This is a genomic window from Olleya sp. HaHaR_3_96, assembly GCF_019278545.1.
In the GTDB taxonomy this organism is placed as follows: domain Bacteria; phylum Bacteroidota; class Bacteroidia; order Flavobacteriales; family Flavobacteriaceae; genus Olleya.
Map to the genome: position 1 here is coordinate 2,310,578 of NZ_CP058987.1, position 12,123 is coordinate 2,322,700.

General features: G+C 33.1%; 10 protein-coding genes. 5 read left to right on the top strand and 5 right to left on the bottom strand.

Features of this window, described 5'->3' with window-relative positions; genetic code table 11:
- Nucleotides 1–11 precede the first annotated feature (11 nt).
- The 3 genes from H0I26_RS10150 to clpB all read right to left on the bottom strand — a co-directional run bounded on the left by H0I26_RS10150 (nt 12) and on the right by clpB (nt 5,201).
- Nucleotides 12–422, bottom strand: coding sequence for a hypothetical protein (locus H0I26_RS10150; protein ID WP_218698027.1), 411 nt, complete (start codon nt 420–422; stop codon nt 12–14).
- 102 nt (nt 423–524) lie between these two features.
- On the bottom strand, nt 525–2,441 hold the full coding sequence (locus H0I26_RS10155) for a PEP/pyruvate-binding domain-containing protein (RefSeq protein ID WP_218698029.1): 1,917 nt from the start codon (nt 2,439–2,441) through the stop codon (nt 525–527).
- 150 nt (nt 2,442–2,591) lie between these two features.
- Nucleotides 2,592–5,201, bottom strand: a complete 2,610-nt coding sequence (clpB, locus tag H0I26_RS10160; RefSeq protein ID WP_218698037.1) for an ATP-dependent chaperone ClpB — start codon at nt 5,199–5,201, stop codon at nt 2,592–2,594.
- Nucleotides 5,202–5,470: 269 nt separating this feature from the next.
- On the opposite strand from clpB, the gene ytxJ reads away from it, so the two are divergent.
- The 4 genes from ytxJ to H0I26_RS10180 are packed head-to-tail and all read left to right on the top strand — an operon-like array spanning nt 5,471 to nt 7,824.
- Complete coding sequence (gene ytxJ / locus H0I26_RS10165) at nt 5,471–5,851, top strand: bacillithiol system redox-active protein YtxJ (protein ID WP_411268226.1); 381 nt, start codon at nt 5,471–5,473, stop codon at nt 5,849–5,851.
- Nucleotides 5,852–5,854: 3 nt separating this feature from the next.
- Entirely contained in the window at nt 5,855–6,364 is a 510-nt protein-coding gene (locus H0I26_RS10170; protein WP_218698039.1) for a DUF3124 domain-containing protein, read from the top strand.
- Nucleotides 6,365–6,369: 5 nt separating this feature from the next.
- Nucleotides 6,370–6,975: a MarC family protein gene (locus H0I26_RS10175; RefSeq protein WP_218698041.1), complete on the top strand. Its 606-nt coding sequence runs from the start codon at nt 6,370–6,372 to the stop codon at nt 6,973–6,975.
- A gap of 30 nt (nt 6,976–7,005) precedes the next feature.
- Entirely contained in the window at nt 7,006–7,824 is an 819-nt protein-coding gene (locus H0I26_RS10180; protein ID WP_218698042.1) for a SecDF P1 head subdomain-containing protein, read from the top strand.
- 74 nt (nt 7,825–7,898) lie between these two features.
- Here H0I26_RS10180 and H0I26_RS10185 read toward each other — a convergent pair whose 3' ends face one another.
- A complete protein-coding gene (locus tag H0I26_RS10185) occupies nt 7,899–9,080 on the bottom strand; it encodes a hypothetical protein (RefSeq protein WP_218698044.1) in 1,182 nt (393 codons plus the stop codon).
- Between the two features lie 117 nt (nt 9,081–9,197).
- Entirely contained in the window at nt 9,198–10,490 is a 1,293-nt protein-coding gene (gene fahA, locus H0I26_RS10190) for a fumarylacetoacetase (protein ID WP_218698045.1), read from the bottom strand.
- 144 nt (nt 10,491–10,634) lie between these two features.
- Between fahA and glyA the strand changes: the two genes are divergently transcribed.
- Nucleotides 10,635–11,909, top strand: coding sequence for a serine hydroxymethyltransferase (gene glyA, locus H0I26_RS10195; RefSeq protein ID WP_218698047.1), 1,275 nt, complete (start codon nt 10,635–10,637; stop codon nt 11,907–11,909).
- Nucleotides 11,910–12,123: the final 214 nt, after the last annotated feature.

Genomic DNA, 12,123 nt, shown 5'->3' on the forward strand with positions numbered 1-12,123 from the left:
TTATATATGCTCTAATCCACTAAAAAATCACTGGATTTTGTTTTATTTTTATCTTTAATAATTTCACTGACCCAAGAAATCGCATCACTTAGATTGTCAAAAGTATTAAAAGGTCTATTGTGAAATTTATTTTCAAATATAGATATTTCTCTCATTTTTTCATCAACAGTGATGACTGCAAAAGCAACTAGATTTGGTAGTTTTTCAGCTGCAGTATAGACTAATGGGTTGACAGAATAAGAGTTGATTCTATTGGATATAAAAGCGAAATTTTTATTATCAAAATGCTTTTTAATGATTTCGACAAATAGCTCTGTTTCTTCATCATTTATAAAAGCACCTTCTTTGACTTGTTTGATTAGAAAGTCGTCAAAAACGTAAACATCAGTATTACCTATATCGTAAAAATGGAACAGTCCCATGCAGTATTTTGGTTTTGGTTAGTCGTTTAATTTATTGAAGATACCATTAAATATGGAATAAGTAAAATCTAAAATTAGATTTTACAACTACAGTAACACTATTTAATCGTTAAAATAGCGTACTTGTTTGATATACAAATCTCTGTCATCACTGTCTAATTTAAACTCGATATCTAAACCAAATGCTAGGTATTTCTGCTTAGATTTATAGACGTTATAGTAGTAATGTTTCTTTATTTTTTCCAACTGTTCAGACAGGTTGATAAGCTCTGCTTCTGTCATTACTAAGTCACCATTATTAAGGTTAGAATGAGAAATGATCTCTACAATACGCTTATCGTTATATAATTTGGAAGACGATCCGGAGTAACAAATAACCTGATCGCAAGTCACACCGTCTTCAGGTTGGACGACGCTGGCTTCACCAAGTTGTACGTTTATTACGTTTCCTAAATAGTTTTTTCGATATAAGTTTTTAGTAATGGCTACACCATTAGCTTTTTCGTTAGGGAAGGAGCGATGGACTAAAATCCCCATGGCAATACTATTTTGGTCAATATTAAAGTAATCACGTTCCAAAAAAGCACGTTCGTACCATAAGCTTGACCATACTTTTTTGATCGCTTTTTCAATAGATTTTTTTTCGCTTCCTACAATTCCTGTTTTAGAGTCGTATAAACCTGCGCCAGAAAACCCAACAATATCTTCAGCATTTGTCGAACTTCTAAAACGCATACGTGTGTAGTCTCCTAAGCTTTTAATTTTTGCTTCTACTTTGGCTATTAAATCAGGACTAAGAGGTGCTTTTTTTATTTTTTTCTGAATGGCTTTTAGTTGTTTGGTTAAGGCTTTGTTATCTTGATTGATTTTAAAATCGTAAATCATCTGTCTAATTAAAACATCAGCACCAGAAGCTTTTATGTGTGTGTCGTAAAAATGAAACGGAATAGCAAAAGCAGACTCCGGAATTTTAAATTGTTCTTTTTTAGCTAAGTCATACAATACGCCAAAGTTGGCGGCTTTTCCACCAACAGTATTTATGGAATTTTGGTTTAAATCGTCGACATCAATTAAGTGTTTGACACTAGTATTTGTCTCTAAAAACAACGTTTCTTTTTTCTTCTTTTTTGTTTTTCTTTCAAACTGCTCTTTAGAGATTGGTTTGATATAAAAAGTGTCCAAAGTAACTTCGAAAGAGACGTATTGATTGTCGAAACTTTTTAAAATATCAGATTGCATGGCTTTGGTATACGCTGCTATAGGAATTTGTCTGTTTTTTCCTAAAACTGAAATATGGCTTAAAGGGGTTTGCAGAATAGTGGTGATTACACCAGCAGTAATTGGGAGTTCTAATATTGGTTGATTGATAACTATAATATCATGCTTGGTAATGTTGTTTTGTTTTAAAGAATCAACAGCAACAAATTTTAAGCAGCCATAACTTTTTTGAGCACTAACTGCTTGATAGGTTTGGTCGCCATACAAATCTGAAGCTGATATTGCTGGGATACCTAAAACTGATCTTAATTTTTCTAATCTAGACGTGTTTAAAAAGAAATTAAAGTTTTCGAAATATGTAGCTTCTTTAATGGCGTCGTAAAACGTTTTAATGTCTCCAATTAACATATCATCAATAGGGGAGAGTTCTAGGTTATAAGTGTCGTTGGCTAAATAATGGTTTATGTTTCCTAGTAAAAAACGCTTGTCTGTATGCTGTGCTTTATAATTAGAATTGTTAAACTCTTTAAGGGTTTGCGGTATTTCTAAATAGCCTTTGCAAAAACGGTAATGGTATTTGTAGGTTTTGCTATTAATAAAATAGAGTTGTTTCTCTTTGATATCAAAAACAACTTTTAACGCATCAATGTTACCATATTTGTTTGTGTTTGGTGTTGTTTTTAAAGCATTGAAATCAGAAGGAGACGTCAAAACACGTTTAAACTTTGTCTGAGACGAAACAAGTGTTGAGGTTACTATAAAAAGAACGACCAGATGTTTTTTAATATAAGATGTAATCAAGCTAAGATTGGTTTTTGTTAAAGAATTACAATATAAAACAAAAAAAAGCAACACGCCACTTTTGTAAAGTATTGTGTTGCTTTTCAACTAACCAACCATAATTAAAACGTACTGTTTTGTGGTTTATTTTATGTTAACAGAATTTTGTGATTACACGTCTTCTGTTACTAAGGCCTCTTGATTTCTAAAGACTAACTCGCCATCAAAAGCATCTAATAAAATAATACTATCTGTTGTAACCTTACCAGATAATATCTCGCGACTTAATTGATTTAAAACCTCTTTCTGAATCACTCGTTTTACAGGTCTAGCACCATATTCTGGATCATACCCTTTCTCTGCTAAATAAGCAATAGCTTCTGGTGTAGCGTCAAACGTAATACCTTGCTTACCAATCATTTTAGATAGCCCTTTTAACTGTAATCCCACAATTTGCGTGATACTGTCTTTGGTTAATGGTGTAAACATGATAATATCATCAATACGGTTTATAAACTCAGGTCTAACCGTTTGTTTTAGTAGTGCTAATACATCTACTTTTGCACCTTCCATCGCGGTATCCACATCTTTTACAGCATCAAAGCGTTCTTGTATTATTTGACTTCCCATATTGGATGTCATGATAATAATGGTGTTTTTAAAATCTGCAATACGACCTTTGTTATCTGTTAAATGGCCTTCGTCTAATACTTGTAATAAAATATTAAATGTGTCTGGATGTGCTTTTTCAATTTCGTCTAAAAGGACTACAGAATAAGGTTTGCGTCTAACCGCTTCGGTTAATTGTCCACCTTCGTCATAACCAACATATCCTGGAGGTGCACCAACTAATCTGCTTACAGCATGACGCTCTTGGTACTCACTCATATCAATTCTGGTCATTGCGCTTTCGTCATCAAACAGATATTCGGCTAATGCTTTTGCTAATTCCGTTTTACCAACACCAGTTGTTCCTAAAAACAGGAAGGTTCCGATTGGCTTTGATGGATTTTGCAAACCTGCACGACTACGTCTTACAGCGTCACTCACCGCAACAATAGCTTCTTCTTGACCAACGACGCGTTTGTGCAGTTCGTTTTCAAGATTTAATAGCTTTTCGCGATCACCTTGTAGCATTTTAGTTACTGGGATTCCTGTCCATTTAGCAACGACTTCTGCAATGTCCTCATAAGTGACTTCTTCTTTTATTAAAGAATTCTCAGATTGGTTATCAGCTAAATCTTTCTGTAATTTCTCTAATTCTTCTTGCGCTTCTTTAATCTTACCGTAACGTAACTCGGCAACCTTACCATAATCTCCATCACGTTCAGCTTTTTCAGCTTCTAGCTTAAAGTTTTCGATATCTTGCTTTCTGTTTTGTATGTTGTCTACAACTTCTTTTTCACTAATCCATTTAGCGTTGATCTCGTTACGTTCTTCTTTTAAGTTCGCTAAGTCTGATCGTAATGTTTTTAATTTACTTTCATCTTTCTCTCGCTTAATAGCTTCAATTTCAATCTCTAATTGCATCACTTTTCTATCCAGAACATCCAATTCTTCTGGTTTAGAGTTGATTTCCATACGCATTTTAGCAGCAGCTTCATCCATTAAGTCAATGGCTTTATCTGGAAGAAATCTGTTAGTAATGTAACGTTGAGACAACTCTACAGCACCAATAATAGCATCATCTTTTATACGTACTTTATGGTGTGCTTCGTACTTTTCTTTTATTCCTCTTAAAATAGAAATGGCACTTTCGGTATCAGGCTCATTAACCATTACTTTCTGGAAACGACGCTCTAAGGCTTTGTCTTTTTCAAAGTACTTTTGATACTCGTCTAAAGTAGTTGCTCCAATAGCTCGCAATTCTCCACGGGCTAAAGCGGGTTTTAAAATGTTTGCAGCATCCATTGCACCTTGTCCACCACCAGCACCAACTAATGTGTGAATTTCGTCAATAAATAGTACGATATCGCCATCGCTTTCTGTTACTTCTTTAATAACTGCTTTTAGACGTTCTTCAAATTCTCCTTTAAATTTAGCGCCTGCAATTAGTGCGCCCATGTCTAATGCAAAAATTTGCTTATCGACTAGATTTTCAGGGACGTCACCATCCACGATTCTATGTGCTAATCCTTCAGCAATAGCAGTTTTACCAGTTCCTGGCTCACCAACTAAGATTGGGTTGTTTTTAGTACGACGTGATAAAATTTGAAGGATTCTTCTAATTTCCTCATCACGACCAATAACAGGATCTAATTTTCCGTCTCTTGCTAATTTGTTTAAATTTTTAGCGTATTTATTAAGGGAGTTGTAGGTTTCCTCTTGACTTTGTGAGGTAACACGGTCTCCTTTTCTTAATTCGTCTATCGCTGCTTTTAAACCTTTTTCTGTCACACTTTGGTCTTTAAGCATTTGTGCTATTTTACTGTTTGATTTAAAAACAGCTAAAATAAAATGCTCAATAGAGACGTAGTCGTCATGCATTGCTTTCGCAATAATTGATGCTTCGTTTAGGGTTTTGCTAGCTTCACGAGACAGCATTAAATCTGCTCCTGTAACTTTAGGAAAACTTTCTAATTGCTTATCTAATGCTAGTTCTAAAACATTAAGATTGACATTCAGTTTTTTTAAGATGAATGGTAGTACGTTTTCATCAACCTCAAAAATGGCTTTAAAAAAATGTTCATTTTCAATTTGTTGATGACCATAACTTTGCGCAATCTGCTGTGCGCGCTGTATGGCTTCTTGCGATTTGATTGTATAATTGTCTGGGTTCATATAGTGTGTTTATTTGTAGTTCCGCATAAGCGAAAACTTATGTTTATAATTGTTTTGTGTTAGTTGTATTTCAATTATCTTACCAAGTGTAATTGTAAGACAAAATGTCGTTAATATGTTGTTTTTAGCTGACTTTTCGTCAGTTTAGCTTTGTTTCTAATTTATATGTAAGTTAGTTAAAACGTTTCGACATATTCAATGATAAATATCATAAAAGTGATATTTTTGTTTAACTTATAGGCAATGAAAATTGCTAAAATGAAATTATTATGTTTGGAAAATTATTTGGTGGTTCTAAAGAGCCAAAAGAAAAGAAAATACTGCCTTGGAAAAATTTAACTACGGTTAGTCAGTTGGATGATATTGCTAAATTGTCTAAAGGGAAAACACAGGTGATATTTAAGCATTCTACAAGATGTGGTATTAGTAGTATGGTTATGAATCAGTTTGTCGCTGCTTTTGATTTGGATATAAATTTAGATTTATATTATTTAGATTTATTAAATTACAGAGAGGTGTCTAATGAGGCTGGCTATAAATTTCAGGTGATGCACCAATCGCCACAGTTATTGGTGATAAAAAATGGAGTAGCGGTTGCGCATGCTAGTCATGGCGCTATAAATGAAATTGACTTATTTAAATTTGTTTAAATTATGAAATATGTAGTACTATTTATTATTGTATTAACGTCTTTTAGTTGTGAAACTAAAGATGAAAACGCTTATGTACCCTCTAATAATTGGAAAGCTATGCAATGGAATAAACCGTTAACGGACTCGTTGTTAGTGTCGGGATCAACTTATTTATCAGTGTATTCTCAAATTTATAGTGTTACGGAACATAAAACACATAATTTAACAGCTACAGTAAGTTTAAGAAATATTAATAAAAAGGATACTATTTTTATAAAGGAAGCTGATTTTTATAATACTAATGGCGATTTAATTAAAGCCTATTTTACAGAGACAATCTATGTTAAGCCCATGCAGACTATAGAGATTGTGATAAATGAAAGAGATATTGAAGGCGGTACAGGTGCTAATTTTGTATTTGATTGGATTGCCGCTAAAGATGTTAACCCCCCTTATTTTGAAGCCGTACAGATATCGACCTCTGGTCAGCAAGGCTTATCTTTTACAACTACAGGTATTGAAATAGAGTAATATTTATGAAAGAAATTATAACGACCTTTTTATTTTTATTCGCAGTTATTGATCCATTAGGGTCTATACCCGTGTATTTAGAAGCAACCAAAAATTTTGACAAAAAGTATAAAAAACGTATTGCTATCAGAGCGAGTTTTGTAGCTTTTTTAGTGCTATTATTTTTTATAGTTATTGGGCAATTAATTTTAGAAGGAATGAATGTTACGTTAGATGCGTTTCAGATTTCTGGAGGAGTGATATTGTTTTTGTTTGCATTAACCATGATTTTTGGAGAAGGTAAGCCGGAAACAGAAAAACATGGTATTAAAGACTATAAACATGTGACTATTTTTCCTGTGGCTATCCCGTCTATAGCTTCTCCAGGAGCTATTATGGCAGTCGTCTTACTCACGGATAATCATATTTACAACATTCAGCAACAGTTATTAACCACAGTTTTGGTTCTTGTTGTTATTGGATTAACAAGTTTGTTATTATTAGCCGCTAATAAGGTGCAAGAACGCATTGGAGAATATGGTATTACCGTAATTAGTAAAATTATGGGTTTAATATTGGCTTCTTACGCTGTACAAAGTATCTTAAGTGGTTTGAAAGACTTTTTTGCATAGTCTAAAACAATAATTAAAACAGATAACGTTATGAAGTTGATGCTTGGATGTTTTATTTATTTTATGGTGTTTGTTAGTTATGGACAAACCAAACATGAGAAAATAGTTGATATCATTAAAAAATTAAAGCTGGTAGACGATCAAAAAGCTGGTTTTGAATCTAAGTTTGAGGTATTAAAACGTAAGGCTTCAAGTGATGATACTATTAGAGTTATACAATTGGAAGATAAAATATCTGAGGACGTTATTACTGAAAAATTAATAGTAGCGCTTGATCATTTTTTAGAGGACGATAATGTTGATGTTTTATACCGATGTAATCAGCTAAAAGACTGTGATAAGGATGTTGATTTAGAAGGGTTACAGGAAGCAATTATTGTCGAATTTGGTACTATTAATGCAGCAATTGACAAAATAACAAATAGTTTTAATACTTATTCAAATAGTTATAGCTCATCAGACGTATTTGTTGTTATTCCGGTGGATAGAGAAGATGGCTTTTATGCAACAATTGATTATACTTACAATACCAGGGATGAAGATGTTACGTTGGAAGCAATACCATCAATTGTGCAAGCCGATATTTTAAAAGTGGAGAAGATTTATAGTGATTATGGCAATAACACCCCAGAAATTAGTATTGCATTTACAAAGGAAGGGACGCGTAAATTTGAGGTGTTAACAGCAAATAATATAGGTAAACCTATTGCTATTGTCATTGATAAACAAATAATATCCTTGCCTCGTGTTAATAGTAAGATTACGGGTGGCTATGTAAATATAAGTAACGGTTTTTCTGAAAAAGAAATTAAAGAAATGATTAGAAAATTAAGAGGAGATAAAAAATAGGATCAAATTTATTTACAATACGCAAAAAACTCCCAAAGCAATTTGGGAGTTTTTTTGTGTTGTAAAATTAGCGTTTAGTTTCTAAAACGATACCTAGTTATAATATCTTTTAGTTTGTATTTTAAATCTTCACCGGTATCATAAACCATTTGTTCGTTACTAGGGAAGGGGATTTGTCTGTTTCTCAGTAATTGAATATCTTCATCTAGTAAAGCTCTTTGGTCGCCTTTTGCAGTTCCAAAAATGTTTTCAAAGATAAACTCACTGTCTATTGGAAAATTATCTAAGATTTGATTTTGTTTTAAATCGGTGTAAACTACTCTGGCAACAACTTGTGTTGATTTTATTTGACTTACTTCTAAAAATCTAGCTTTTATATTTACAATTTTATCTTGCTTAATATCATTACCTAAACTGTCTTTTTTTACATTACCATTAGAGTCTAATACATATTCCCAACCATCTACAATGTCTCTTTGACGTAATAGTTCTCTTTCAGTAACATGTTCTGGAGAGATATTAATACGTTGTAGTTGTAATTTCATGGTGTAGTCATAATCAATATTTGTGTCAGCACTTGCGTGGTAAGCTGTCCAAAATTGATCTAATCCATAGGTGTCAAAATTTAATAAATCAGATTCTAAGCGTTCTGGTATAATTTGACGCGTTTGGTTTTCAATAGTTACCAATACAAAATCGGTTCCGTTAAAATGAGCATCATTCATTAATAGTCTAATGTCTTTGTAATTAGGGTTAATTTTTTCTATTTCATTTAATAAAGTATAAGCCTCACGATTATAAAACTTATCATTAGTTTGGATTAATTGTAAAGCTTGCGTGTATTTATAGTCTGATACTTTAGCTCTGTACTTTACAATCTGATCACTATAGTCACTAAAGTTAAGCTTTAGAGTCTTTCTTCCTATTTTTAAAGGCAATACACGTTTAATGGCATTTTGTCTTTGCTCTAAATTAAGATAGGTCGTGTAAATGGTTTCAAATAATTCAGGATTACCATCTTTGGTTAAATGGTTTATAGTATTGTTATCATCTTCTACAACTTTATAATAGGCTTCTTCAAGCAGTATAACATAGTCTTGTTTACGCTTTTTGTCTTTATTGGTCTCTAATTTTTTTAAAGCATTGGTAATTGCTAAATCGTAATTACCAGTATTTAATTGTTTTTCGATTTGTTTTCTTCCGACACAAGAGGTTAATACTAGAAGGAGCAGTGTAATAAGTGTAAAGTTTCTCATGTTTTTGGGATTTATTTGGTTTTTGTTATAAAGAAAGCCAATTAGCGTGCCAAACCAAAAAAGAAAACCCTTAAATTTTTAAATTTAAGGGTTAACTATTTATAGTACAATGTGTTGCTATTTTATTTTTTTTGGTTGAAATATTGGTAAAAGCTTCGTTTTAACTTCTCCAAACCCAATTCTAGTACCTTCTTTTTCGCAATAGCCTCTCATGATAACCGTATCGTTATCATTGATAAACTTACGTTCCGTACCATCTTTCATTTTAACAGGTTTTTCACCTCTCCAAGATAATTCTAACATAGAGCCGTAACTATCAGGTGTTGGACCAGAGATAGTACCACTACCCATCATGTCTCCACTATTAATTGGGCAACCGTTTACAGTATGATGCGCCAATTGCTGTGACATGCTCCAATACATGTTTTTAAAGTTAGATTTGGTAACGACCGTTTCTTTAGCCTTTTCTGGCTGTATAGCAACTTCTAAGTTGATATCGTAACTTTTTTTACCAGACTGTTGTAGGTATGGTAATTGTTTTTTTAATGGTTTAGGACTGTCTGTTTTAAATGGTTGTAAAGCATCTAAAGTTACAATCCAAGGAGAAATTGAGGATGCAAAGTTTTTAGCTAAAAACGGTCCTAATGGTACATATTCCCATTTTTGGATATCACGAGCAGACCAATCGTTAAATAATACTAAACCAAAGATGTATTCTTCAGCTTCGTTAACAGGTATTGGTTCTCCTAAATCGTTAGCATCTGTAGTTATAAATGCCATTTCTAATTCAAAATCGACTAATTTACTTGGGCCAAAAACAGGTTCTGTTGCTCCAGCAGGTAACGTTTGACCTTGTGGTCTATGTACAGGGATTCCAGAAGGAATGATAGAGCTACTTCTACCATGATAACCTACAGGTATATGTAGCCAGTTTGGTAATAATGCATTATCTGGATCTCTAAACATGGTTCCAACATTGGTTGCATGTTCTATACTAGAGTAAAAGTCAGTATAATCTCCAATTTGAACTGGTAATTGCATTTCTATTTCGTCTAAACGGAATAAAACAATTTCTTTATGTTTTAAGTTATTGGTCAATGCGTCATTTTCTGCATCAAAAATTTCGGCAATTCTGTTTCTAACCAAACGCCACGTTTTACGTCCATCTGCGATAAAATCGTTTAGTGTGTCTTGAAGAAAAATATCTTCAGTTAACGGGATACCTTCAAAATAACCTAATTGGTGTAAAGCACCTAAGTCAATTGCTGTATCTCCAATACGTGTTCCAATGGTAATTATGTCATCTCTAGTTAAGAAAACACCAAAAGGAATATTTTGGATTGGGAAGTCCGAATTTTTATCGACGTGTAACCATGATTTTCTGTCTGGATTATTAGCTGATAATGGCATATGTATAATTGTTGATTTGTTGTTTATAAATTCTAAGTAAATATATGTTTTTTCAATTATTTACAATGGTTATTTGTTATTTTTGATAAATATTTAACGATAAAACATTTTTCGCTTAAGCGGAAATAACAAAAACACATAACTATGCTACGTGACGAACAGATTTTTGAATTGATTCAAGCCGAAAAAGAACGCCAACTAAATGGTATAGAACTAATTGCCTCAGAAAACTTTGTCAGTGACCAAGTTATGGAAGCAGCAGGATCTGTACTGACCAATAAATACGCAGAAGGGTATCCTGGGAAGCGTTATTATGGTGGATGTGAAGTAGTTGATGAGGTAGAACAGATAGCAATTGATCGTGCTAAAACATTATTTGGAGCTGAGTATGCTAACGTGCAACCGCACTCTGGAAGTCAGGCAAATACAGCAGTTTATCATGCCGTATTACAACCGGGAGATAAAATTTTAGGATTCGATTTGTCTCATGGTGGACATTTAACGCACGGTTCTCCAGTTAACTTTTCTGGTAAATTATACAATCCTGTATTTTACGGGGTAGAGCAAGAAACAGGGGTTTTAAATTATGATAAAATTCAAGAAATCGCAACAAAAGAACAGCCTAAATTAATTATTGCAGGAGCGTCTGCCTATTCTAGAGATATAGATTTTAAACGTTTTAGAGCAATAGCTGATAGTGTTGGTGCTTTATTACTTGCAGATATTTCTCATCCTGCAGGATTAATTGCCAAAGGAATTTTAAACGATCCAATGCCACATTGCCATATCGTAACCACTACAACACACAAAACGTTACGTGGTCCAAGAGGAGGAATGATATTAATGGGTAAAGATTTTGATAACCCATTTGGTATTAAACTTAAAAACGGAAATTTACGTAAAATGTCTTCACTTTTAGATTCTGGCGTATTCCCAGGAAATCAAGGTGGGCCTTTAGAGCATATTATTGCAGCGAAAGCGATTGCTTTTGGCGAAGCATTGACAGACGAGTTTCTTAACTATATGTTACAAGTAAAGAAAAATGCATCGGCAATGGCAGACGCATTTGTAAAACGTGGTTACAAAATTATTTCTGGAGGTACAGATAACCATATGATGTTAATTGATTTACGTAATAAAAACATTACCGGTAAGGATGCCGAAAAAGCTTTAGTAAAAGCGGATATTACAGTAAACAAAAACATGGTGCCCTTTGATGATAAATCACCATTTGTAACATCAGGAATTAGAATTGGTACAGCTGCGATTACAACAAGAGGTTTAAAAGAAAACGAAATGGAAGCTATTGTCGCGTTAATCGATCAAGTACTAATGAATCATGAAAATGAGGAGTTATTAGAAGAGATAGCAATAAAAGTTAATGCAATGATGAGTGAGTTACCATTGTTTGTAGCTTAATCTATTATAAAATAATTTTTCGCTTTCGCGGAATAAAAGCCTGCTATATTTTAGCAGGCTTTTTTGTTTTGTGGTTTTTACTTTTATGAAGTGGTATAAAAAAACGTTCTCGATACAAGTCTCCTTCGTCGCCAAACTCGAACTGACGTGGTGGCCTCACTCAATAGAAAAGTTAAGGATTATTTAAATCAGTACTTAAAAGAATTAGCAACTA

Excerpts from the sequence above, each read along its gene's own strand:
- H0I26_RS10150 (WP_218698027.1), bottom strand. The coding sequence starts at position 422 with ATGGGACTGTTCCATTTTTACGATATAGGTAATACTGATGTTTACGTT.
- clpB (WP_218698037.1), bottom strand. The coding sequence starts at position 5,201 with ATGAACCCAGACAATTATACAATCAAATCGCAAGAAGCCATACAGCGC.
- ytxJ (WP_411268226.1), top strand. The coding sequence starts at position 5,471 with ATGTTTGGAAAATTATTTGGTGGTTCTAAAGAGCCAAAAGAAAAGAAA.
- H0I26_RS10170 (WP_218698039.1), top strand. The coding sequence starts at position 5,855 with ATGAAATATGTAGTACTATTTATTATTGTATTAACGTCTTTTAGTTGT.
- H0I26_RS10175 (WP_218698041.1), top strand. The coding sequence starts at position 6,370 with ATGAAAGAAATTATAACGACCTTTTTATTTTTATTCGCAGTTATTGAT.
- H0I26_RS10180 (WP_218698042.1), top strand. The coding sequence starts at position 7,006 with ATGAAGTTGATGCTTGGATGTTTTATTTATTTTATGGTGTTTGTTAGT.
- H0I26_RS10185 (WP_218698044.1), bottom strand. The coding sequence starts at position 9,080 with ATGAGAAACTTTACACTTATTACACTGCTCCTTCTAGTATTAACCTCT.
- fahA (WP_218698045.1), bottom strand. The coding sequence starts at position 10,490 with ATGCCATTATCAGCTAATAATCCAGACAGAAAATCATGGTTACACGTC.
- glyA (WP_218698047.1), top strand. The coding sequence starts at position 10,635 with ATGCTACGTGACGAACAGATTTTTGAATTGATTCAAGCCGAAAAAGAA.